We start from the raw sequence: 23,785 nt of genomic DNA, 5'->3' as shown, positions 1-23,785 counted from the left end.
TCAGCGCAACGGCTCCGCCGGCACCCCGTAGCGGTCCTGGTAGGCGCTCACCCGGTCGCGGACCTCGGCGGCGTCCAGGCCGGTGTCCGACCACGTGTAGCGGGTGCCCCCGCCGTCGCCGGGATGGGCGGCCAGGAAATCCCGCATCTTTTGTGCGGTCTCGGGTTTCAGCTCGCGGCCCAGCTTGCGGTAGATGTCGTCGATCGTCGTCCACGGGTCGTTCACGAAATCGGTGAACAGCACGTCGATCACGCGGCCGGTGGGAATGGCGCCGGCCTCGCGCAGCGCCATTTCGCGTTCCAGTCCGACGACGATCTCCTCGTAGGACTGGGCCGCGCACTCGGCGATGTCCGACTCATCGCTGCCCATCCGCCGGAGGTGGTGGGTCAGCGCGGCGATGGACGAGATGACGTTGAGCGGATCGCGGTGGGTCTGGACGATCAACGCGTCGGGGTACTCCGCGAGCAGGTCGTCGAGGTGCCACAGGTGCGCAGGCGATTTCAGCAGCCACTGCCCGGCAACCCCGGACTGCAGGTGCTGCAGGAAGATTCGGTGAAAGCGGTAGGCGCCGGCATGGTCGGCCTCGTACAGCAGCCAGCGGTAGTAGCTCGGCAGGCGGTACTGCACCGAGAAGATCATGCTGGTGAACTCGCTGGCGGTGATGCGCACGCACTCCTGCCCGACGAGCGCGCCCATCGGGTGAAACGCCAGGAAGCCGGGGATGATCTGTTCGGACATCTCGATGCTGGCCTGGGCCTGCGCGATCCGCGGATCGCTGTGATAGGTCTCCGGCTGCGGGACCGGGCAGGGCGCGTCGACCTCCCAGGTCAGCGGCGCCCGCAGGTCGGGGTCCTGGGCGAGCAGGTCGTAGAGGATCGTGGTGCCGGTGCGCGGCTGGCCGACGATGAAGATCGGCGCGGTGATCGGCTTGTCGGCGACTTCGGGATGCCTTTTGCGCCACGCGATCACGCCGAGCCGGTTTTTCAGCGCCCGCATGACGTCCAGGTAGGCGATCTCCACACCGATCGGCGAGAGTCGCGCCTCGTCGACCAGTCCGTCGGTGAGCCGCTGCAGCCCGGGTTGCCACCCGTCCGCGCCGAAGTCGTCGCATTCGGCCTCCTCGCAGGCGGTGGTGATGAGCCGCTCCGGCGCGAACCGCTGCCGCAGCGTCACCGCCGGTCCGCTCCTTCGCGGACCGACACGCAGACGTCGGGTGGGCCGGGGTTGTCCAGCCAGCGCACGACGATGAATCCGCGATGGCGGCCGCCGGTGTCGAGCCAGTGGCCGAAGCCGAAGTCGTCCGCGGAGATCGCGATCCGCACCCGCCCGTCCGCGTCGGGTTGCACCGCGCGATTGGTCACCGAGCTGTGCCGGCGGCGCGGCTCCAGGCACTCGTGCCAGACGCTTTCCAGCGTGACGTTCCAGTAGCGGGTGTCGGGCGGCTCGATGTCGAGCACCAGGGCCTGGCCGGGATCGAGCCGGAAGGTCCCCATCATGTACAGGTTGTCCGGCGTGGTGTCGGCGGCGCCCAGATCGGCGGCCTCGGCGGTCAGCAGCGTATTGGGTTGTTGCAAGAGCTGGGGCTTGATGGTGCGGTGCATCGTGGTGAGCTTCATCAGCGACCACGCCATCGCGGTGAACTGGTCGGCGAGCTCGTCGTCGGTCAGTGGCGCCACGGGGTCCGGGTCCAGCGCTTCGATGCGTAAGGTCGCCAGCGTCTCCGCGGCGGGGTCGCCGATGTATTCGCGGACGACGACCGAGGATGCGTCGTCGGGAATCTGCACCCATCGGGCGCCGCCGAGATCGGCGGGCTCCTCCGACGCGAGCACCAGCGCAAATTCGTCGCCGCTCAGCTCGGTGTCGCTGACGTAGTTCGCCATCCGGCGCGGGGTCAGGCCGGTGCCGGCGAGGATCTGGAATCCAAGGTAGGCACTCGTGCCCCGGGTGCCGGTGATCCGGTAGCGCCGGTCGCCGCGAATCATCGCCAGGTAGTAGTTGCCGTCGGGATTGGGTCCGCCGATCATCCTTGTCGGAGAACACATGTCGAAGAACGACGGCCGGTCGGGGTCGGCCTCGACCGACAGTTGCGAGCACAACGACGAGACGCGCGCGATGACGCGCAACCCCTCCAGGAGTTCGCGCTCGGATTCGGCGTCCTCCATCACGATCTTGGTGACGTCGGCCATCATCTGCTGGAAGAACTGCCACGCGGCGCGCGCCTTCGGGGCGACCTCGCCGGCCGGCCCCGACGCCATGGTTTGAGACATAGTCTTATGCTTAGACTATGTCTCACCCCTTGGCAACAGCGTCGCGCGGAGACGGCGAGCGAATCTCGCTCGCCGAACGGCGGCGCACCGCGACGCGGCAGCGCATCGCGGACGCGGCAGCGCAGCTGGTCGGCAGCGTTGGTCTGGCGGGCGCGACGGTGGACCGGATCGCCGACGCCGCAGCGATCGGGCGGGCGACCTTCTTCCGCTACTTCAACTCGAAAGAGGACGCCGTGGCCGAGGGCATGAACGCCCATTGGCTCAACCGCATCACCGGCGCGCTGGCCGCCCAGCCGGCGGCCCTGACCGCCACCGCGGCCGTCGCCGGCGCCTTCGGTGAGCTCGCCCTCGGGTTCACCGAAATCGAGGACCAGGTCCGTGAATTGGCCACGCTGACAAGGTCATCCGAGACGCTCGACGCCTGGACGCTGCGCATCTATGTCCGGTACGAATCGGCGATCGCCGAGCTCATCGCGCCGCGGATACCTGGGTTGGCGGCCCAGGATCCCCGGCCCCGGCTGATCGGTGCGCTGGCGATGGCGGCGGTGCGCATCGCCCTGGACGACTGGTTGAGCGACGGGGGATCGCTACCCGAGCGGGTGCGCCAGGGCCTGGCCGCGGTCGCGATCGCGTAGCCCAACTCCAGTGGACTAATAGTCGCTGATATCCGGCACGATCCGGCGGCGGTGGCCGCCCCCGCCGGTACCTGCTTTGCGGCGCTGCCACGGGGCTTTGCCGCCAGGTGGCGGCGAGCGTTGCCGTTGACACTGTGACCGGCATCATTGTCTACTAGTCCCATATCGGCGGGCGAGGAGCGCGGCATGCACAAGGACGACCTGATCCTGATCAGCGTGGACGACCATATCGCCGAGCCCGCCGACATGTTCGACGCGCATGTCCCCGCCAAGTACCGCGACCTCGCGCCCCGGGTGGTCCTCGAGCCCGACGGGGTCCAGCAGTGGTACTACGGCGACGTCCGCGGACGGAACATGGGCCTCAATGCCGTCGCCGGAAAGCCCCGCGAGATGTACAACATCGACGCCTCGCGCTACGACGAGATGCGGCCGGGCTGCTTCAACGTCGACGAGCGGGTACGCGACATGAACGCCGGCGGGCAGCTGGCGGGTCTGAACTTCCCGAACTTCACCGGGTTTTCGGGCCAGGTCCTCAACCAGGGGCCCGATCGTGACGTCAACCTGGTGATGATCAAGGCCTACAACGACTGGCACGTCGACGAGTGGTGCGCCTCCTACCCGGGCCGGTTCATCCCCTGCGGCATCCTGCCGCTGTTCGACGTGGCCGAGGCGGCCAAGGAAGTCCAGCGACTGGCCGGCAAGGGCTGCCACGCGGTGACGTTCTCGGAGAATCCGGAAGCGTTGCAAATGCCCAGCATTCACACCAAGTATTGGTATCCGTTGTTCGAGGCGGTGTGCGAGAACAAGACGGTGCTGTGCACCCACGTCGGGTCGGCGTCGCGATCGCCGCAGGTGTCAAGCGACGCGCCGCCCAGCGTGCAGATGACGGCGTCGTCGATGATGAGCATGTTCACCTTCACCGAGCTGATCTGGGCCGAATTCTGGGCCGACTTCCCGCAGCTGAAATTCTCCCTCACCGAGGGCGACGTCGGCTGGATCCCGTACTTCCTGTGGCGCGCCGAGCACGTCTACAACCGGCACTCGGGCTGGACGCTCGCGAAGTTCCCGCCCGGCTACACCGGACCGACCGACGTGTTCAAGCGCCACTTCTATACCTGCTTCATCAGCGACAAGGTCGGCGTGCGCAACATGGACTGGTTCAACGAGGACATGCTGTGCTGGGAGTCCGACTTCCCGCATTCGGACAGCAATTGGCCGTTCGCTCCCGAGGACGTCATGGAGACGATGGGCCACCTCGACGACTCGGTCATCAACAAGATCACCCACGAAAACGCCATGGCCGCCTACTCGTTCGATCCGTTCCGCTACATCCCGAAGGAACACGCCCGCGCCGGCTCCCTGCGGGCGCAGGCCACCGACGTCGACGTCGTCACCCATGTCGGCCGCCGAGCCAGCCAGCGTGACCGCGACGCGTGGACCCGGATGACGCAGTTCGCCCTGCAGGCCCAAGCGGCGGCACCGGTGACGGCGGAGGCTTCCGGTATCGCGGGACGCGCCACCACCCTGGGCAACTGAGCGTGGCGGCCCGGGCACCGTTCGCCGACTGGCGGGTGCTGGAGCTCTCCAACGGCATCGCGGCTTCGTACTGCGGCAAGATGTTCGTCGACGCGGGAGCCGAAGTCGTGAAAATCGAGTCCCCGCACGGTGATTCGGTGCGGCGCTGGTCGGCCCGGCCCGGCGGGCCCGCCGGGGCGCTGTTCGGCTACCTGGCCGCGGGCAAGAAGTCGGTGAACGACGACGCGCAGACCGCGGCGCTGCTGGCCGGCGCCGACCTCGTCATCACCGACCTGACCGACGGCTGGACCCTCGACTCCATCACGGCGCACACCGGCGCCGCGGCCGTCGTCGTGGCCGTGACGCCGTTCGGCATGACGGGCCCCTACGTCGAGGATCAGGTGGTCGCCAACGAGTTCATTCTGCAGGCGTTGTGCGGCTCGATCGCGAGCCGAGGGTGGCCGGGTGACGAGCCGGTGCAGGCCGGCGGTCGGCTGGGCGAGTGGCTCGCGGGCACCTTCGCCGCGGCGGTCGCCGCGGCGACCGCCCGCCACGCCGCCCGCAGCGGGCGCGGCGAGGTCATCGACGTCTCCACCTACGAGGCGATGGTCATCGCGATGGGCGGGTTGTCGACCATGTCGGCCAGCGTCCTGGGCGCGGATTCCCTGCTCTACCAACGCAGCCTGGAGCTGCCGTCGATCGTTGCCACCGCCGACGGCATGGTCGGGTTCTGCACGATCACCGCCCAGCAGTTCCAGGACTTTCTGATCATGATCGATCGCGCCGATCTGGTCGACGACGCCGAACTGGCCTCGTTCGCCGGGCGCGTGCAGCGCCGCGACGAGTTCCTCGCCATGGTCACTCGCTGGACCGAGTCCCGCACCACGCAAGAGATCATCGACGTCGCGGTGGCGTTCCGGATCCCGGTGGCCCCCATCGCCACCCCGGCGTCGTTGCCCACCGTCGACCACTTCGTGCAGCGCGGCGTCTTCGTCGAATCAGCGCTCGGGGTCCTGCAGCCACGCGTGCCGTATCGCAGCGAGGCGATGATCACCAGACCACCCGGGCAGCCGCCGCGGCTCGGTGCCGACAACGGCCGCCTGCACTGGCCGGCCCGTCCGCGGCGGCCCGATGGACCCGGGGCCGACGCCGACGCGCTTCCGTTGTGCGACATACGAATCACCGACCTCACCGCGTTCTGGGCCGGGCCCGTCGCCACCCAGTTGCTCGGTGCCCTCGGCGCCGACGTGATCAAACTCGAGGGTGTCCGCCGACCCGACGGCATGAGGTTCTCCGCGGGACGCCCGCCGGACTGGGACCAATGGTGGGAATGGGGCCCGGTGTTCTTGTGCAGCAACAACAACAAGCGCGGCATCAGCGTCGAGCTCAGCACCGACGCCGGACGCGCCATCGCGTTAGAGCTCATGGCGGCAAGCGATCTCGTCATCGAGAACTTCTCGCCGCGGGTGATGGGCAACTTCGGATTGACTTGGGATGCCGTCGCGGCGGCCAATCCCCGCGCCGTCATGGTCCGGATGCCCGCGTTCGGGCTTGACGGCCCCTGGCGCGACCGCGTCGGGTTCGCGCAGACGATGGAGCAGGCGACGGGCATGGCGTGGATGACCGGACACGCCGACGGCCCGCCGGTGATTCCGCGCGGGGTGTGCGACCCCATCGCGGGGCTGCACGCCGCGTTCGCCGCGATCGCGGCGCTGGCGATCCGCGACCGGGATGGGGCCGGGATGCACGTCGAATCCACCATGGTCGAGGCGGCACTGAACGTGGCCGCCGAGATGCTGGTGGAGTACTCGCGCAACGGAGTCGAGCTGCGCCGGGAGGGAAACCGGGGTCCCGGCGCAACTCCCCAGGGCGTGTACCCGTGCCCGGGTGACGACGAATGGGTCGCGCTGGCAGCGACGGACGACGCCGCGCGGGCGTCGTTGGCGAGGCTCATCGAGCGCCCGGAGCTCGATCCGCACGAGGGTGCGTGGCGGGAACGCGCCGACGAGATCGACAAGCTGATCGCCGATTGGACCGCGCGGCACCCGGTGGCCGAGGCGGTGGCGGCGCTGCGCGGTGCCGGGGTGCCCGCCGCGCGCGTCACCGCGCCGGCGGCCCTGCTGAGCGACCCGCAGCTGCTCGCACGCGGCTTCTGGGAAACGGTCGACCACCCGGTCGCCGGCTCCTTCTTGTGCACGGGCATGCCCTTCGCATTCGTCGGGCGGCCCCGGCGCTGGATTCGGCGGGTGCCGCCGTTGTATGGCCAGCACACCGACGAAGTGCTGACGGGCATTCTCGGGCGCAGCCAACAGGATCTGCTCGAATTGCGCGCCGCGGGCGCCACCAGCGTGCGACCGGCGGGACTGTGACATGGCGGTGACGCTGTGCGTGCCGCCGCGCGCCGGCGAGCTGTGCGCACCGGTCCGGTTCCTGGTGCGGCAGGACTCCTTGGTGATGGAGCTGACCGCCCGGCACCGGATCACCGGTGTCGAGTGGGACGCGAGCGAACGCGCCGTGGCCATGCTCGTCGAGATCACCGATCCGCAAACCTCCAGGCCCATCGACGTGCGAATCGACGTGGTCGAGGCGGGCGCGTCGGCCGGGCGGGCGCGGGCCACGAAGATCGGAACCATCACGCGCGACGGGCGACAATACGACGTCGTCGGCGCCTACCTGGGAGTTGTCGCGGATGAAAACTAGCCGCACCGGGCGGACCGCCGCGATCGTCGGCGTGCACAACACCCGGCAGGGCCGTCGGCTGGATGGTGAAACCTCACGAGGCTTGGCGCTCAAGGCCATTCGCGGCGCACTCGACGACGCCGGCCTGACCCTCGACGACGTCGACGGCATCAGCGCGAGCCCCCATTCCACGTCGTTGATCTACGACCTGCGCATCGGCCCGGCGTGGCAGGGCCTGGCTTTCGGGGTCGGCATGATCACCGAAGCGGTGACCGCGATCGAGCATGGCATGGCCGACGTCGTCGTCCTGGTCGCCGCCCAGGCGGGCGAATACCGCGACCACGAGGCCACGGCGCCGTGGACCAGGCCCGAGAACGAATTCGTTGCGCCCTGGGGGATGTTCACCACCGCCGAGTTCGCGCTCATCGCCCGGCGCCACATGCACGCCTATGGCACGACGCGCGAACAACTGTCCATCGTCGCGGCGACGATCCGCAACAACGGATCGCGAAACCCCGAAGCCGTTTACTACCAACGCGGTCCGTTCACGCCGGAGGACATCACCGCGTCCCGGCCCATCGCCGACCCGTTTCACCTCCTCGACTGCGCCACGACTTCCGAGGGCGGCTGCGCGTTGGTGGTCGCGAACGTGGACAAAGTCGATGTCGCCGGCGGGCCGGTCTACGTGTGGGGCAGCGGCGCGGACTTTCACGGTCCGTCGTATCAGCATCCGCCCGCGTGGGACCTCGCCGGTCGGCGCGGCGACCACGTGAACGGCGTGGTCGGCAGGCACGCGGCCGAGCGCGCGTTCAGCCACGCCGGGCTACGGCGTGACGACGTCGATGTGTTGGAGCTCTACGACCCGTTCTCCTTCGAAATCATCCGCCAGTTGGAGGCCTTCGGCTTCTGCGCCGACGGCGAGGGCGGACCGTTCGTCGCCGACGGCCACATCGCCGTCGACGGCAGCCATCCCGTGACCACCGACGGCGGAACCATGTCCTTCAGCCACGCGGGCTCCAACCCGCAGATGATGCAGCGGGCCATCCGCGCCGTCCAGCAGCTGCGCGGTCAGGCGGGCGACCTCCAGGTGCCCGGCGCGCATATCGCGTTGTGCAGCAACGGGGGAGCGGGAGCCCTGTTCACTACGGTGCTGATCCTGGGAGACGAACCGAGATGACCGCCGACGCGTTGCGACCCCAGCGCGGCCCGGTGCCGCATGCCGCCAGCCACCTCAGCCTTCCGTTCTGGCAGGGCTGCGGCGTCGGGGAGTTGCGCTACCAACGCTGCGAGGCCTGCGGTGCGGCGAACTTCCCGCCGAGCGAGCATTGCCGCCAATGCCTTTCGGCCGATCTGCGGTGGGAACGCAGCGGTGGCCTCGGCGAGATCTACAGCTGGACCGTGGTGCATCGCCCGGTCACCGCGGAGTTCGCACCGCCTTACGCGCCGGCGATCGTGACGCTGGATGAGGGCTACCAAATGCTGACCAACATCGTCGGCATGGCCCCCGCCGATCTGGCGATCGGCCTGCGGGTGCGGGTCGAATTCCACGCCGTCGGAGCCGACCTGACCCTGCCGTACTTCACCGGCCAGCAATCGCCATGAGTCCCGCGCGCACCAGCAACGGCCTGCCGGTGACCGCCTACCTGGTTCTCGGCGTGCTGGCGGCCAACGACGAACAACTCACCGCCGGCGAGGTCAAGATGCGCGCCGAACTGTCGGTGGGGCACTTCTATTGGTCGCCGTCGGTGAGTCACGTTCGGCGCGAACTGAACCGGCTGCTGGAGCGGGGGATGGTCAGCGAGACCGCGGCGCAATCGGGCAAGCGCGCCATCACGCTGTACGAGACCACCGACGCCGGCCTGGACGCGCTGCGCCGGTGGGTCCAGCATTTTCCGGGTCACGACCAGGTGGTCATCAAACACCCCGTAATCCTGCGGACCTGGCTCGCCCGCGGCGAGGATCCGGAGCGCGTGATCGATACGCTGGACCGGCATCTCGAATCGACCCGGGCTCGCCTGGACGAAGCCCTGTGGTCGCGGCAGCGCTCGCGCGACCTCGGCATCATCGATGATCCGGACCAGCGCTTCTCGTTCGCGGTGCTCGACTACGCCATCCGCGGACTGTACGCCGAGATCTCCAACATCTCCCAGCTGCGCGACGAGATCGCCAGCGGGACAAGCCGGGATCCGGTCAAACGGGTGCGACGGGCGAAGGGGCAGATCCGCCGCCGCGAACGCCGGGCGCCGGGCTAGCTCGATGGTGGCGATCCGCAGCGCCCGGCTACGCCGCGCTCGCGATCGCCACTAGCTCGATGGTGGCGATCCGCAGCGCCCGGCTACGCCGCGCTCGCGATCGCCACTAGCTCGATGGTGGCGACCCGCAGCGCCCGGCTACGCCGCGCTCGCGATCGCCACTAGCTCGATGGTGGCGACCCGCAGCGCCCGGCTACGCCGCGCTCGCGATCGCCACTGGGCGCCGCGCGCCGATACGCGGTGCCGCGCGCTTCGCGTTCCCACAGGACTTCGCCCTCGCCCACTGTCGTTCCCTGGGCGATCAGCTGGCGCTTGAGCACCTTGTGGGTCGCGGTGCTGGGCAGTTCGGCCGCGATGCGGACGTAGCGCGGCCAGGCCTTCGGGGACAGGTCGGGCTGCGCCCGGAGGAACGCTTCGAGCGCATCGGGCGACAGCTCGGCGCCGTCGTTGAGGACGATCGCGGCGATCACCTGGTCGCCGACCCGCTCGTCGGGAACGGCGTACACCGCGACGCGATTGATGAGGCTGTGCCGCAACAGGATCCGCTCGATGGGCGCCGCCGCGAGGTTCTCGCCGTCGACACGCATCCAGTCGGCGGTGCGGCCGGCCAGGTAGATCCAGCCCTCGGCGTCGCGGTAGGCGAGGTCGCCGGACCAGTACATGCCGTGGCGCATCCGTTCGGCGTTGGCTTCGGGATCGTTGTAGTAGCCGGTGAAGAACCCCGACCCGGTCGTGTTGACCAACTCGCCGACCGCCTCGTCGGCATTGGCCAGCGCGCCGTTGGCATCGAAGCGCGCGACGGCGCATTCGGTAATGGTCTCGCTGTTGTACACCGCGACCCCGTCGACCCCCCGACCGATCGAACCCGTCGGCGTGCCGGGTTCGCGGATCACGATGACCGCGTTCTCCGTCGAGCCGAAGCCGTCCTCGACCTGGACCCCGAATCGGCGGGCGAACTCCTCGATGTCCTTGTCGTTGGCCTCATTACCGAACGCCACCCGCAGGGGGTTGTCGTCGTCATCGTCGCGCTCTGCGGTGGCGAGAATGTAGGCCAGCGGTTTGCCGACGTAGTTCATGTACGTGGCGCCGTAGCGGCGGATGTCGTCGAGGAAGTTGCGCGCCGAGAATTTCGCCGGCACGATCGCGGCGCCGGAAACCACGGCGGGCGCCCATCCCGCCACCACGGCGTTGGAGTGAAACAGCGGCATGGATACGTAGCAGGTGTCTCGTTCGGAAAGCGCGAAGCGCTGGACCAGGTTGATACCGGCGAACGTCGCCATCAGGTGGGATACCTGGACCGCCTTGGGATTTCCGCTGGTTCCCGAGGTGAAGATCATCATGAACGGGTCCATCGCGGTGACCTCGCGATGGGGGACCAGTTCGCCCGCGCCGCCGATGAACTGGGCCCATTGCGGCGTGGAGGCGTCGAGGATCTGCGTCCCCTCGAGGTCCAAACCGTCCAGCAGTGGGCGGTGTTCGGCGTCGGTCACCAGGAATTGACAGTGCGCCCGACGCACGTCCGCGGCCAGCGCCTCGCCGCGCCGCGTGATGTTCAGCCCGCACAGCACGTAGCCGCCGAGACCGGCCGCCGCCATCTGGGCCAGCATCTCGGGCGTGTTGCCCAGCAGGGCACCGACGTGCAGCGGCCGTTGTGGGTCGGCGGCGCCGATGAGGGCCGCGGCGCGCGCGCTCGATTCCGCCAGGTATTGAGTCCAAGTCCATTGCAGGTGGCCGTGTTTGACGGCGACGGCCGGCTCGGCCAGGCGCTTGCGCAGCAACGCCTGAATCGTGTCGTCGGCCATCGGCTCGATCCACCTCCATTGCGAGACGAGACGGTCCGTCTTATGATAGCGGGTGGCTCCGCTCGCGGTGATGCCGGACTGCGGTCGCGACAACACCTTGTGTTGTACAAGTTTTCATGCCCATTTCGCCCGGGATTCCCCACCGAAGACCGTGTACATAACCGGTCCGTTCGCCTCGAAGGGCCATCATTGCCCCATGCTGTTCGAGCTGCACAGGTCGCTGGTCGTGTTACGGAATCGTGCGCGCGAATTTCGCCGCGAATACTCACAATCCCGATCGGTCCGATTCCCCGGCCGACGCGGCGGAGTGCCTAGCCGCCGACCATCATCAGGCCGCCGTCGACGGCGATCAATTGTCCGGTGATGAACCCCGAGCCGGGGCCCGCCAGGAAAACCAGCACCGGCCCGACGTCTCGCGCGGGCTCTCCGAGTTTCCCGCCGATCGGAATCATCAACTGCATCTGCTGGTCGATGAGGGCGCTCGCGTCGGGACCGAGGAAATTTCGGAAACGGTCGGAGCCCGGCGTCTGCACCGCCGGCGCCAGAGCGTTGACCGTGACATTGTCGGCGCCCCAGGCCTTCGCGGCCGATCGCGTCCAGGCCTGCACCGCGCCCTTCGTCGCGGCGTAGACCGCGGAGATGGCGCTGCCCTGCACGGCTTCGGACGACCCGAAGTTGATGATCCTGCCGCCCTTGGGATCTTGGCCCTTCATCACCGCATAGGCGGCCTGATTGGTCAGGATGGTCGACTTCACGTTGGTGTCCAGCAGGAACGAGATGTCGTCGGCGCCGATGTAGCCCGGGATTCCGGCCTGCCACAGCCCCGCGGCATTCACCAGGACGTCCAGCCCGCCGAGGTGGCCCGCGGCCTGCTGCACCATCGCGGAAACGGCGTCGGCGTCGCGGGCGTCGCACTGCAGCCAGGTGGCCGCCAGCCCATCCGGCGGCGGGGTCTGGTGATAGGTGCCGACGACCTTGGCCCCGGCGTCGGTGAGGACTCCGATGGCGGCCGCGCCGATACCGGTTGCCCCGCCGGTCACCAGGATCCGCCGTCCTTGCAGCACGTTTTGCATGCCCGCGAGCGTAACGTCCGCCAAACGGCGGCCCGCGCTAGGTGCGCACCGCGATCGACGACAGCAGATCCGCGAGCCGTTGCGGCTGATCCACCATCGAGAAGGTGCGCGCCCCCTCGATGACCTCGAGGCGGGCGTTCGGGATGGTCGCGGCCAGCCGTTCGCCGTCGCCGAGTTCGAAGAAGACGTCGTCGGCCGACCAGGCGATCAGGGTGGGTAGCTCGATCTCGGGCAGCCGGGCGGCCACGCCGGTGGTCACCTCGGTGCGCAGCGACAGGGTGAACTGGCGCAGGTCTTCGGCGACGGCCGGATCGGCCAGCCCGGGGCGCACCCACTCTTGGGTGAGTGCATCGATGTTGCGATGCGCCAGGCCGTCGAACGCGCGCTTGCGCGCGGCCGGCGCGCGCATGGCCTGGGCGACGGCCTTGAACATCGTCTTGGACTTGGCCGCCATGATCACCGGCTTGAGGATCGGCGGCGGAAAGTGTTCGAACGCATCGCAACTCGTGAGCACCAGCGCGCCGAGCCGGTCGGGCCGATGCACCGCGACGAGTTGCGTGACGACACCGCCGGTGTCGTTGCCGACCAGCACCACGTCCTCCAGCTCAAGCGCCGCAAGCACGTCGGCGACGATGCCTGCCACGCCGGTGATGGTGCGATCGGCACCGGGGCGCATCGGCTGCGGGTGGGCCCCCAGCGGCCAGGTGGGGGCGACGCAGCGCAGGCCTTGCCGCCCGAGGCGCTCGCCGACCTCACGCCAGAGTTGGCCTCCCATCATGTACCCGTGCACGAAGACGACGGGCCTGCCGTCCTCGGGTCCGGTTGCTTCGTAATGAATGGTTCCGGCATTAATGTCGATCGTCGACATACCTAACTCCCACCTTCGAGATACACTTACAAACAGGCTGTCTGTTCGTAAGTTACCAACAGGCTGTATGGAAATCAAGAGACGGACCCAGGAGGAGCGCTCCGCGGCGACCCGCGACGCGCTGATCTCGGCTGCCCGCAAGCTGTGGGGCCAGCGCGGCTACGCCGAGGTCGGCACGCCGGAGATCGCCAGCACCGCGGGCGTTACACGCGGCGCGATGTACCATCAATTCGCCGACAAGGCAACGCTTTTCGCCGAGGTGGTGGAGGCCGTCGAGCAGGACGTGATGGCTCGGATGGCGACGCTGGTCGCCGAGTCGGGGGCGACGACGCCCGCCGAGGCGATCCGCGCCGCCGTCGATGCCTGGCTCGACGTCTCCGGGGACCCGGAGGTGCGCCAGCTCATCCTGCTGGACGCCCCCAGTGTGCTCGGCTGGCCCGCCTTCCGCGACGTCGCCCAGCGCTACAGCCTGGGCATGACCGAACAACTGCTCACCGAGGCCGTCCGGGCGGGCCAGCTGGCCGAGCAACCGATGCGACCGCTGGCGCACATACTCATCGGCGCGCTCGACGAGGCGGCCATGGTCATCGCCACCGCCGACGACCCGAAGCGCGCCCGCCGGGAGACCGGGGAGGTGCTGCACCGGCTCATTGACGCGATGCTCGACGAGCATTGACGGGTCACGATCCCCGGCACGTGAGCGAAGCGCGCACGATGACGCTGTCGGAGTTCAGCAGATTCGTTTCCACGTCGCCGTAGAAGTAGCGATCGTCCGGGCTCCAGTTGGAAGTCTGAACGACGGTTGCCCAGACCCGCTTGCCGCCGAAACCCCTCGCCTCGGCGTTGCTGTTGAAATCGCTGAGGCGCTGCACGTTGGAGCCGTCCGCATTCATCGTCCACCAGTCCGTCCCCCGAGATAGGTTGTCTGCGTTGGTCATCCAGATGATCTGGCCGCCGGGCGTATAACGAGGGTGCTCGTTATAGCTGTCGCCCCGTGTCAAGCGAATGGTCGCACCGGACACCAGGTCGACGCGATAAATCTGGCTCTTCCAGAAGTTGCGCGTCTCGAAGCTGCTCGTCATCACCAGCGACTGTGAATCCGCCGAGAATCCCCCGGTCTCGTTGAACGCGTCACCCGCCGGCGAGACCGTCCGAATGTCGGATAGGGACGGGGTGCCGTCCGGGGCGACGTTGAAGTTCGCGACCTTGACCACCCAGAAGCCGGCGAATCGCTCCGGGATGACGGGCTTGCCGGCGGCTGTGCGTTCGGTCCACTCCAGCAGCCGGCCGTCGGGCGAGAATTCGGGAATGATCGTGCCATGGTCGATGTCGGTGGGGACGTCGGTGAGTTGCCACGCGCGTGAGCCGTCGGCGGCGGCCACCCACAGGTCCGAATAACTACCCCAGCCGGGGGTGGCGCCGACCGAGTTGCCCGGATGGTTCGATTTTTCGGCGACAAAAGCAATGAATCGACCCGACGGGCTCCATGCGGGCGTGCCGGTCGTACGGCGGGGGAAGCTGGAAGATTCCGCTCCGAGTTGGTGACGGTTGCTGCCATCGGGCTTGACCGTATACAGGTGATAGAGGTTGTCACTTGCCTTGGCGTTGAACGCAATCAGATCGTTCGGCTTCGACCAATTGGCCCCGGATGCGTCCTGCTCGAACACCTGATATCTGATGGGTGGACTGCACCCGCTACGTGCGAGCGGATTTCCTGGCGCTGCATGGGAATTGGTGCCGACGGGCGGCGGCCCGGCGCATGCGCTGCACACGGCAACCGCGACAACCGCCGCTGTCCGCAGCACCACCCAACGCCGTGCCACCTCAACCCAATCGTCCGTCGCCCAGCCTGCAAACCAGCGTACGGATTGTTGTGGCCGACCGGGCGTGGAGTTGTCGGCGCCCGAGAAACAAGGAGCGTCGGGGTGCAACGCGGACGGGTGCTAGCCGCCGTCACCGCCTTTGCCGCCCAGGGCAGTTCCGCCTGACTGTTGGGCGGCACCCCCACCGCCGCCACCGCCGCCGGCGTCGCCGCCGGCGCCGCCAGTGCCACCGGTGGCACCGGGGTACCCGCCGCCACCGCCGCCTCCGCCGGCCTCTGCAACCCCGCCGAGCGCGCTTGTGCTGGCCGAGCCGGAGACGCCCCCCTCGCCGCCGCCGAAGGGGCCCTGGGCGCCGAGGTAGCCGAAGGCATGGACGGATGCGCCGACGGCGGCGGCGGCGCCGCCACCGCCGCCACCACCCGTACCGCCGGCGCCGCCGAACGCGCCGCCGCCGTGGCCGCCCTCGCCGCCGATCACCGCGAGAGTTCCAATGTTGCTGTCGTCCGCCTGGGCGAACCCGCCGGTGCCGCCGGTGCCGCCGGTGCCACCGGGGCCACCGCCGATACTGTTTCCGCCGTGGCCGCCGGCACCACCGCCACCACCTCCGGCGCCGGCAGAGGTCCCGGCGGTGATAACGCTGTCACCACCGTTGCCGCCGTTGCCGCCGTTACCGCCGGTGTAACCGTTGCCGCCGTTGCCGCCGTTGCCGCCGTTCCCACCCGGGCCGCCGTCACCCCCAATGCCGCCGGTGGTGCCGCTGGCGCCGTTGGCCGCTGAACCAGTGGTGCCGGTGGTGCCGATCCCGCCGGCCCCGCCCTGGCCGCCGTTGCCAAAGAGCCCGGCGTCGCCGCCCCTGCCGCCGGCCTGCCCCGGCGCCCCGGAGCCGCCGGTGCCGCCGTTGCCCCACAAGATGCCGCCCGGCCCGCCGGCCTGCCCGGTTCCTGGGGTGCCGTTGGTGCCGTCGCCGATCAGCGGACGGCCCAGGACCAGCTCGGTCGGCGCGTTGATCACGCCCAGGACGTCCTGCTCCGCGGCCTGCAGCGGGTTGGTGTTGGCCGCCTCGGCCGCCGCGTACTGCGAGGCGCCCGCGGTGAGCAGGTGCACGAACTGTTGGTGGAACGACTCCGCCTGGGCGCTGAGCGCCCGGAAGGCCTGCCCGTGGCCGCTGAACAGGGCGGCGATGGTTGCCGACACCTCGTCCCTCGCCGCGGCCACCACCGTCGACGTGGGACCCGCCGCGGCCGAATTGGCCTGGCTGATCATCGATCCGAGGACGGCGAGGTCATCGGCGGCCGCCGTCACGTACTCGGGCGCCGCGATCACGTACGACAAGTATTCCCCCAGCTCAGAGAGGTCGCGAATGCATCGTCGTCGTAGTGTGCGCCGGCCCGGAAACCGGGCGGATCGGGAATTTTCCCTATATTTGCCCTGACGCGGTGGCTCGCGGTTGCCGGATGCGGGCCGCGGCTTGAGTGCGGTTATCGACCCCGAGTTTGGCCAGGATCGCGGCGACGTGGTGGCCGACGGTCTTCGGGCTGATGGACAGTTTGGTAGCCACCTCGGCGTCGCTGTGCCCGGCGGCGATCAACGTGAGCACTTCGCGTTGCCGCGGGGTCAGCCCATCCGGGTCGGAAACCGTGCGCGCGCCCATGCCGCGACGAGCATCGCCGCGCAGCGCTGTTAGGCGCTGTTGCGCACGGCGGGCCGCCGCCGGGGCACCGAGCCGGCGAAAGGTGGTCAACGCCGATTCCACCGCGGTGATGTCGCCGCCGAGCTGGGCGATGGCCGTGTCGTAGGGGCAGCCGCGACGGGTCCACGCCGCCGCGGCGGCCCGCCAGTCACCGCTGATCTCCAAGTGGAACGGGGTGGCCGCGTCGGTGACGTGGACGGGCTCTGGCGGACCACCGGGAAGTCGGGCCCACCGGCGCAGCTGCCAGATCAGCCAGGGATTCCAGTCGCCCATCTTGATCAGCGCGCTGCGCGCGACGTTCCGGGCGGTGTCGTCGTCGCCGGCCAGCCATGCGGCCTCGGCGCGCGCGGCCCAGACGGGGAAGAACCGCTGCTGGTCCGACTCCGAACTGGCTTCGATGTCGTCGAGCAGCGAGGCGACCGGTTGCTCACCACGGCGGGCGTGGATAAGGGCCAGGACGAGGCGCGGCGCGATCAGATTCACCAATGTCAGCCCGGGACGGCTGAGCAGATCCTCGGCGCGGGCGCGGGCACGATCCCACTCGCCGCGATGCAAACCGACCAACAAGTCGGCCCCGCCGGCAATACCCTCGAAGAGATAAATCCCGTGGTCGCGGCAATACGCGACGGTGTCAGCGGTGTAGCGAACCGCGCGATCGGGGTCATAGTGCATCGCTGCGATGAAGCCGGTTACCGCCCCGAAGAAGGCGGCGGTCTCGCCGCGGGCGTCCGCGGCCCTCGCTTGGTGGCAGACCGCTTCCAGTTCCTCCCACCCCGTGTCGGTGCGCACCACGTTGGCCAACGCCGTATAGCCGCGCGCGCGGGCAACTACCGCATCATCACCGAGCTCGGTGCCCACCGAGATGGCCCGAGCCGCGTAGTCGGCGCACGCCGGATCGAAGTTCCACAGGCCTTGCTCGGCCATGTTCACCAACGACCACGCGAGTTGCGGGCACGCCCGCGTGCACGCATCCTGCAGCAGCCGCAGGGAGGCCCGTCCCGCCTCGCCGGATTCGGCGACGCGGCCCAACCCCCACAACCCGTGCGACAGCCAACGCAAGTCGTCGCCCTCGCCCAGGCGGTCGCCCATCGCGTGGCGCAGCGAAATCGCCTGACGCCAAGACGAAACCGCGGCTTCGCCCCGCCCGCACAGGTAGCAGGCCACGGCGTGTTGCTCGAGCCAGAGCACCCTCTGCTCGTCGGGGTCGGTATCGGCTCGGTGCAGCGCCAGCTCATACAAGTCAGCGGCCTGCCGATGGGCTCCCAGCGCCGCGGCCCGTTGGGCACCGGCCACCCCATAGCGGATCACGGCGGTGCCGTCACCGACTTCGTGGGCATGAAATGCCAGCGCCGCGAACGTATTCGGGTCGATCGGCGGTTCGGCCAGAGCGGCCAGCGCACGGGTGTGCAGGGCCGTCCGCTCGTGGTTCGGGACCTGGTCGAGCGTCGCAAGCCGGGCCAGTTCGTGCCGGAATCCGATCACATCACAATCGGTCAGCAACACCCCGGCGTCCAGACATTCGGCCAGCCCCGCGCCTGCCGCGGGGCAGACCTTATGCAGCAGTTCCGCGTGTACCCGCGGGCCACAGATCGCCACGGCGTGCGCGGTTTCGCGAGCGGCCGCCGACAGCCGACCGAGGCGACCGCAGACGGCCTCGGTAATGCTGCGCGGCAACGCATTGTGTTGCAGCGCTTGGGGGCCGGCCGCCAGGACCTCGGTGGCGTAAAACGGGTTACCGCCGGTGAGTTGATACAACTGGTCCGCATTCACACCGCTGCCGGCGGCCAGGACGGCGACGGCGTCCCGGCTCAGGGGTTCCAACGCGAGGCGGCTGACCGCGGCACAGGTCGCTATATCACCCAGTGCGACCGAAAGCGGGTGCTGTCGGTCGAGCTGATCGTCGCGATAGGAGACCAGGAGCAGCAGCGGCAGCGAGTCGATGCGCCGGGCCAGGAAACGCAGGAGATCGAGGGTCGCCCCGTCGGCCCAGTGGGCGTCCTCGATCACCCAGACCCAGCGATGTCCGTCGCGCAGCACCGTGAGCAGCCGCCGGTACAGCGCGCCGGTGTCACCCGATTCGATGGCCTCGTCCAGCGCCCGGGCCGCCGCGAGACCCACCCCTGCCAACGCGTCGAGTAGCGGCCCCAACGGCCGCGGCGCCGCCAGCGGGTCACACCACCCGCGCAGCACGCGCAACTCGGCATCGAGTCCGGCGGTGAACCGCGCGATCGCCGCCGTCTTGCCGACGCCGGCTTCTCCGCGCAGCAACACCGCCTGGCCCCTGCCCCGCCGCGCGGCGCGCGTCAACGCGGCCAGCTTGGCGAGGACGGCCTCACGCTCCAGCAAGCGCTCCACCAGAAAAAGTAAACCTGGCGAGCGTGGAGTTGTTGAGGCAAAACGCGACGATCGCGCAAACAACTCGACGCTCGAAGCGCCGGCAATCTCAGCGGCGGCTCTGGCTGAAGAACTGCCAGATTGTGTCAGTCGCGTTGAGCGCCGTGGACGGCTCGGGGATCCCCGCGAGCTCGGCGAGCGGGCTGGGTTGGCCGCCGGGCCATTGATGGCCGGCGCCAGCCACCGAGATCAGCTCCACCGTGCGTCCGTCGGGGCACCCGGCCGTCTGGGTCGTCACGCTGCCGGTGCTGGTCGAGGTCGGCGGTCCGCACGCGTCGACGGAGCGCCAGGTGGCGTTGACCGACTCCACCGCGGGCCCGTCGACGCGCGGATTCCCGTTGATGGCGAAGGCCTTTCCGGGGCCACCGTTGTAGGGGACCCGGTCGTCGGCGGTGCCGTGGATTTGGAGCACCGACGTGGGTCGGGCCTGTGAGCAGTCGGTCAGCAGGGTTCCCGCAACGGGCGCGATCCCGGTGAAGGTGTCCGTCTGGCATCCGAGCCGGAGCGCCATCATGGCCCCATTCGACATGCCGGTGGCGTAGACGCGCGCACGATCGATCGGGATCTCCTGCTCGATGGCTCCGACCATCGCGGTGATGAATCCGACGTCGTCGACGTTGTCGCGCTGCGGTTGGCCGCAACAGGTTCCGGCGTTCCAGGCGCGATTGAGGCCGTCGGGGTAGGCGACCAGAAAGTGCCCGTTGTCCGCCTCGGCGTCCCAGTTGTAGGACCGCTCGGCCTGAGCACCGTTGCCGAAGCCGCCGTGCAGCATCACCACCAGCGGCGCCGCGTCGGGCAATCCCTGCGGCCGGTACAGGTGGAATGTCCTGCTGACCCCACCCGAATCGATCGTCTGGGTGGACTGCCCGATCGGAATCGATTGGGAACCGGGCGCTCCCACCGCGTGCCCGCCGCCGACACAGCCGCCGAGTGTTACCGCCAGGGCCGAGCCGAGACAAACGCCGAACACCCGAGCGCGTAGGGATCGCATGAAGCCATCGTGGCATCGGCGCCAAGATTTGACAAGTATCTTGTCAAATGTGAGCGGAGTGGCACACTCGTTTGCATGCGACGTGTAGCCGATGCCGAGTGGAATCCCACCGTTCCGGCGCTGGTGAATTTGGTGGCCGCCTCGGGGGCGCCCCGTTTGAGAGCGGCCTTCGCGGCGGCCGGTCTCGACGGGATTCGACCGGCTCAAGCCGTTGCGCTGGTGCCGCTGGCGGGCGGCGGCCTGCACGCATCCGATCTGGCCGACCGGCTCAAGGTGAGCCGTCAGGCGGTGGCCCAGGGGGTAGCCAGCTTGGAGCGGCACGGGTATGTGACGCGGGTGACCGATCCCGGCGACGCCCGGGCCCGCATCATCGAGCTGACGCCGCGGGGCCGGCAGGCGCTGCGCGTGATGCGTTCCAATGCAGTCGCTTTGGAGAGCCGCTGGGTGGAGGTGCTCGGGCCCCGGCGGCTGGGGGAATTGCGGGAGAGTTTGCAGATGTTGTTGTCGAGCGAGGCGAACACGGTGGACGACTGACGCCGTCCAGAAATTTGCTGGTGCCGAGCGTCACGCGGGGCGTAGGTTCGACCCAAGACAATGACAGGAGTCCGTCGTGCCCATCTTCATGGTCGAGCGCAACTTTGCCGAGGAATTGGAACCCAGCTTCGAGATCGCCGACGGCATCAACCGGATCAACGACCACGAGGGCGTTCGCTGGATGTACTCATTCCTGTCGGCGGACAAGCGGAAGACGTACTGCCTGTACGAGGCGCCGTCGCCCGAGGCCATCCGAACCGCGGCCGAGCGGGCCGGCCTTCCCGCCGACGTCATTGTCGAGGTGCGTGACCGCGTGATGCCCGACGGGGCGTTGTCCGATATCTGAGGTCGCTACCCGAGCAGCTCGTGGTCGGCGGCATACATCGCCGCCTGGGTGCGGTTCGCGGCGCCGGTTTTGATCAGGATGTTGCGCACGTGGTTGGCGGCCGTGTTGGTGCTGATGTAGAGGCGCTCGCCGATCGCCCGATTGCTCAACCCCTCGGCGAGCAGCCGCAGCACTTCGACCTCCCGGTCGGTCAGGCCGTCCGGCCCCACGGCCAGCAGCGAATCCACCAACTCGACGACCCGGCGTTGGCCGATCTGGGTGGCGAGGACGCGCGCCTCGTCGGCCAGGCGGCGGGCCTCCTCGGTGTCCCCGCCCGCCGCCTTGAACATCGCGTACCGGCCCAGCGTCTCGCTGATGTGAACCGCCGAACCCATCCGCCGGTCCATCTCGAGGGCCGCAGTGAAATGCCGCTCGGCCGTGGCGTGATCGCCGTCGAGGGCCGCCATCCGGGCCAGATACCGGTCGGCGCTGCCGAATAGGGCGACGAACTGGCCGGCGACCAGGTTCTTGCCGGCATAACGGGACACGTAGGGGCGCAGCGCGTGCAGCGCTTCGCGATTGCCCAGCTCCAGCGCCGCCTCGACCATGAACACCAGCTCCATCGGCCACTGTGCCTCGTTGGTGCGGTCGCCGAGTTTGCGGTTGATCAGATGATTGAGCGCGCGGGTCATGCCCGCTTCGCAGCCGAGCTCGGTGTAAAGCGCGAGCAGGCCGGGCACCCAGCGTCCGGCGAAAGTCTCGCTGCCATCGATGAACTCGGCGAAATTCTTCAGCTCTCCCGTTTCGCGTTGGATCATGAACATCTGGACCCCGTGCGAGCCCTTGGTGTCCTCCGCGTCGAACAAGTCTCCGGTGCGCAGAGCGATGTCGGCCCACCGTTGGGCCCCGGTGAAGTCGCCGCGCAGATAGGCGAGCGCTTGCTCGACACACGCGCCGACGAAGCCGAAGACCGGTTGTCCGATGGCTTCGCCCGCTCGCCGCATGTCCGCGGTCGACGCGGCCAAGTCATCGGGGCTGCCGGCCAGATAGCTGACCATCGCGCGAAAGTGTGAAGACGCCCCCAGCACCTCGTAATTGCGGCGCTCCGATGCCATCCGGGACACCTCGGCCGAACGCTCCGCCTGGATTTCGCACAGTTCCGGGGTGAGCCCGTGCCACAGGCTGGCTTTGAGGGTGTGCATCAACACCGCCGGGTCCCCGGCGGCCCGCGCGCGGTCGATGGCGTTGCTGCCGACCTCGCGCGCGCGCCCCGCCTCGCCGGCGAAGGCCAGCGCCCTCCCGAAGCTGCCGAGTGCCTGGATGTAGCGCAGGTCGTCGGTGGTCAACCCGCAGGACTCCAGCGCCGCCGCCAGCAGGTCGGCGGCCGTCGAATGGGATTGCCCGCGACGCCAATTCGCTTCCTCGTACCCGACCGCCGCCCCCAGACGGATCAGCGGGTCGTCCATCGCGCTGAGCCGTTCATAGATCGCCCGCGAGCGGGCGAAGTCACCGGCGCGCACGTGATTTGCGGCCGCATCCAGGTCCAGCCGCGCCCGATCCGCGCGGCTCAGCTCGGGCAGCGAAGCCGCCCGCTCGAACCACCTCGCCGCATCCTCATAGGCCAGGCTCTGTTCGGCCATCCGGGCCGCCTGGTGCGCGTACCGCAACGCCTGCTCGTGGTAGCCGAGCACGTGCGCCCGCAGGTAGTGGTTGGCCAGGCGGGGAACAACGGAGGGGTCGGCGCGGCCCTCGAGCGCCTCGGCGGCCCTCGCGTGCATGATCCGCAGCCGCGACGCCGCCATCCCGCCGGCTACGGCCTCGCGGGTGAGCGCGTGTACGAACGAGAATTCGCCGTCGGAGTCGCGAACCGGGCGGATCAAGCCGACGGCTTCGGCCGAATCGACCGCCGCCAGCGTCGCGGACAGATCGGTATCGCTGGCGGCGATCAGCGCGGGCAGGTCGAACGTTTCGCCCAGCACCGCCGCCTGTTCGATGACGCCGCGGACGCCGGCCCCCAGTCCGGTAAGGCGGCGGGCAATGGCGTCCCCGATCGACGCCGGCACGGTGTGCTGTGCGCCCAACGTGGCCAGCCCGCCGCGCACCTCCAAGTCGTTGACCAGTTCGGTCAGGAAAAACGGATTGCCGCCGGTCTTGTCGCGGAGCAAGGCGGCCGCCGTGCGCGCCGAGGCGGGGGTCAGGTGCTGGGTTCGGCTGACGAACTCGGCGATCGCCTCGGTGTCCAGCCCGGCCAGATCGAGGCGCCGGACGCCGTCGAACCGGTGCAGTTCGGCCAGCCGGGTGGTCAGTTCGTCGGAGCGGTCGGGCTCGGTGTTGCGAAACGTCGATACCACCAGCAAGCGGATATCGGCGCAGCCGATCAGGACGCGTTCGAGCATCGCCAAGGTGGGCAGCTGAGCCCAGTGCAGGTCGTCGAGGATCAGCGCGATCGGGCGGTCGACGGCCAGGCGGCGCAGGAAGAGGGTCATCGCGTCGAAGAGCGCCTGGCGGGGGGACCCGACCTCCATCGCCGGCTCGCCAGCGGGCAGGTGCCGGTCCACCTGCGTCGACATTCGCCGCAGCTGCGGTCCGGCGTCGGCGAGAAGGTCCGCCATCGAACCGGGTGGGACGGCCGACAGCAGCCGATCCAGCGCCTCGGCGAACGGCGCGTACGGGACGTCCTCGTCGGCGGTCGACCGACCGACCAACACCGCGACGTCGTGATCGGCCAGCGTTCCGGCCACCTCGGCGGCCAGGCGCGTCTTACCGGCCCCGGGTTCACCGCCGATGAACACCGCCTGGCGGTCGCCGCCCTCGACGCGCTCCCAGGCCCGTTCGAAGGCCGCCAGTTCCGCGTCGCGACCCACCAACGGGCCGCGACGGCGTGCCACCAGTTCTGCCGGAAGCGGTGGCGGCACCCACTGCGCCATGCAAACAACG

The 23,785-nt window shown here is 69.2% G+C and carries 20 protein-coding genes; 10 read left to right on the top strand and 10 right to left on the bottom strand.

What is annotated here, in order from left to right; translation table 11 throughout:
• Together MTAB308_RS15875 and MTAB308_RS15870 are read right to left on the bottom strand one after the other, a co-directional pair.
• Positions 1–1,173: a sulfotransferase family protein gene (locus tag MTAB308_RS15875; RefSeq protein WP_077100420.1), complete on the bottom strand. Its 1,173-nt coding sequence runs from the start codon at positions 1,171–1,173 to the stop codon at positions 1–3.
• A complete protein-coding gene (locus MTAB308_RS15870) occupies positions 1,170–2,267 on the bottom strand; it encodes a DUF1214 domain-containing protein (RefSeq protein ID WP_077100419.1) in 1,098 nt (365 codons plus the stop codon). Before MTAB308_RS15870 ends, MTAB308_RS15875 begins: the two co-directional genes overlap by 4 nt.
• Before the next feature lie 17 nt (positions 2,268–2,284).
• On the opposite strand from MTAB308_RS15870, the gene MTAB308_RS15865 reads away from it, so the two are divergent.
• From MTAB308_RS15865 to MTAB308_RS15835, 7 genes are all read left to right on the top strand, one after another.
• On the top strand, positions 2,285–2,902 hold the full coding sequence (locus MTAB308_RS15865; protein WP_077100418.1) for a TetR family transcriptional regulator: 618 nt from the start codon (positions 2,285–2,287) through the stop codon (positions 2,900–2,902).
• 186 nt (positions 2,903–3,088) lie between these two features.
• Positions 3,089–4,438 carry an amidohydrolase family protein gene (locus tag MTAB308_RS15860; RefSeq protein WP_077100417.1) on the top strand — a complete coding sequence of 450 codons (1,350 nt, stop codon included), beginning with the start codon at positions 3,089–3,091 and terminating at the stop codon, positions 4,436–4,438.
• A gap of 2 nt (positions 4,439–4,440) precedes the next feature.
• Entirely contained in the window at positions 4,441–6,786 is a 2,346-nt protein-coding gene (locus MTAB308_RS15855; RefSeq protein WP_077100416.1) for a CaiB/BaiF CoA-transferase family protein, read from the top strand.
• Between the two features lies 1 nt (position 6,787).
• Positions 6,788–7,117, top strand: a complete 330-nt coding sequence (locus MTAB308_RS15850; protein WP_077100415.1) for a hypothetical protein — start codon at positions 6,788–6,790, stop codon at positions 7,115–7,117.
• Positions 7,107–8,273 carry a thiolase family protein gene (locus tag MTAB308_RS15845; protein ID WP_077100414.1) on the top strand — a complete coding sequence of 389 codons (1,167 nt, stop codon included), beginning with the start codon at positions 7,107–7,109 and terminating at the stop codon, positions 8,271–8,273. The genes MTAB308_RS15850 and MTAB308_RS15845 overlap by 11 nt, the downstream gene beginning before the upstream one ends.
• Complete coding sequence (locus MTAB308_RS15840; RefSeq protein WP_077100413.1) at positions 8,270–8,698, top strand: Zn-ribbon domain-containing OB-fold protein; 429 nt, start codon at positions 8,270–8,272, stop codon at positions 8,696–8,698. The genes MTAB308_RS15845 and MTAB308_RS15840 overlap by 4 nt, the downstream gene beginning before the upstream one ends.
• Entirely contained in the window at positions 8,695–9,348 is a 654-nt protein-coding gene (locus tag MTAB308_RS15835) for a PadR family transcriptional regulator (protein WP_077100412.1), read from the top strand. The genes MTAB308_RS15840 and MTAB308_RS15835 overlap by 4 nt, the downstream gene beginning before the upstream one ends.
• Before the next feature lie 161 nt (positions 9,349–9,509).
• Here MTAB308_RS15835 and fadD1 read toward each other — a convergent pair whose 3' ends face one another.
• From fadD1 to MTAB308_RS15820, 3 genes are all read right to left on the bottom strand, one after another.
• A complete protein-coding gene (gene fadD1 / locus MTAB308_RS15830; protein WP_077100411.1) occupies positions 9,510–11,150 on the bottom strand; it encodes a fatty-acid--CoA ligase FadD1 in 1,641 nt (546 codons plus the stop codon).
• Positions 11,151–11,461: 311 nt separating this feature from the next.
• Complete coding sequence (locus MTAB308_RS15825) at positions 11,462–12,223, bottom strand: SDR family NAD(P)-dependent oxidoreductase (protein WP_077100410.1); 762 nt, start codon at positions 12,221–12,223, stop codon at positions 11,462–11,464.
• Positions 12,224–12,260: 37 nt separating this feature from the next.
• Complete coding sequence (locus MTAB308_RS15820) at positions 12,261–13,091, bottom strand: alpha/beta fold hydrolase (protein WP_077100409.1); 831 nt, start codon at positions 13,089–13,091, stop codon at positions 12,261–12,263.
• A gap of 67 nt (positions 13,092–13,158) precedes the next feature.
• On the opposite strand from MTAB308_RS15820, the gene MTAB308_RS15815 reads away from it, so the two are divergent.
• Entirely contained in the window at positions 13,159–13,767 is a 609-nt protein-coding gene (locus MTAB308_RS15815; protein ID WP_077100408.1) for a TetR/AcrR family transcriptional regulator, read from the top strand.
• Between the two features lie 4 nt (positions 13,768–13,771).
• Here MTAB308_RS15815 and MTAB308_RS15810 read toward each other — a convergent pair whose 3' ends face one another.
• The 4 genes from MTAB308_RS15810 to MTAB308_RS15795 all read right to left on the bottom strand — a co-directional run bounded on the left by MTAB308_RS15810 (position 13,772) and on the right by MTAB308_RS15795 (position 19,989).
• The gene (locus MTAB308_RS15810) at positions 13,772–14,758 is read right to left on the bottom strand and encodes a TolB family protein (RefSeq protein ID WP_077100407.1); all 987 of its coding nucleotides are present in this window, start codon (positions 14,756–14,758) and stop codon (positions 13,772–13,774) included.
• A 276-nt stretch (positions 14,759–15,034) separates the two neighbouring features.
• Positions 15,035–16,246 carry a PE family protein gene (locus MTAB308_RS30315; RefSeq protein ID WP_108637331.1) on the bottom strand — a complete coding sequence of 404 codons (1,212 nt, stop codon included), beginning with the start codon at positions 16,244–16,246 and terminating at the stop codon, positions 15,035–15,037.
• 85 nt (positions 16,247–16,331) lie between these two features.
• Positions 16,332–18,959: an ATP-binding protein gene (locus MTAB308_RS15800; protein ID WP_077100406.1), complete on the bottom strand. Its 2,628-nt coding sequence runs from the start codon at positions 18,957–18,959 to the stop codon at positions 16,332–16,334.
• An 88-nt stretch (positions 18,960–19,047) separates the two neighbouring features.
• Complete coding sequence (locus MTAB308_RS15795) at positions 19,048–19,989, bottom strand: extracellular catalytic domain type 1 short-chain-length polyhydroxyalkanoate depolymerase (RefSeq protein ID WP_077100405.1); 942 nt, start codon at positions 19,987–19,989, stop codon at positions 19,048–19,050.
• Positions 19,990–20,064: 75 nt separating this feature from the next.
• On the opposite strand from MTAB308_RS15795, the gene MTAB308_RS15790 reads away from it, so the two are divergent.
• Positions 20,065–20,523 carry a MarR family winged helix-turn-helix transcriptional regulator gene (locus tag MTAB308_RS15790; RefSeq protein WP_077100404.1) on the top strand — a complete coding sequence of 153 codons (459 nt, stop codon included), beginning with the start codon at positions 20,065–20,067 and terminating at the stop codon, positions 20,521–20,523.
• 76 nt (positions 20,524–20,599) lie between these two features.
• A complete protein-coding gene (locus MTAB308_RS15785; RefSeq protein ID WP_077100403.1) occupies positions 20,600–20,869 on the top strand; it encodes a DUF4242 domain-containing protein in 270 nt (89 codons plus the stop codon).
• A gap of 5 nt (positions 20,870–20,874) precedes the next feature.
• Here MTAB308_RS15785 and MTAB308_RS30310 read toward each other — a convergent pair whose 3' ends face one another.
• On the bottom strand, positions 20,875–23,775 hold the full coding sequence (locus MTAB308_RS30310) for a helix-turn-helix transcriptional regulator (protein ID WP_077100402.1): 2,901 nt from the start codon (positions 23,773–23,775) through the stop codon (positions 20,875–20,877).
• Between the last annotated feature and the right edge of the window lie 10 nt (positions 23,776–23,785).

This window comes from Mycobacterium terramassiliense, from assembly GCF_900157385.1.
In the GTDB taxonomy this organism is placed as follows: Bacteria; Actinomycetota; Actinomycetes; order Mycobacteriales; family Mycobacteriaceae; genus Mycobacterium; species Mycobacterium terramassiliense.
The sequence above is the reverse complement of the archived record's forward strand: the minus strand, read 5'-3'. Positions and strand labels throughout refer to the sequence as shown.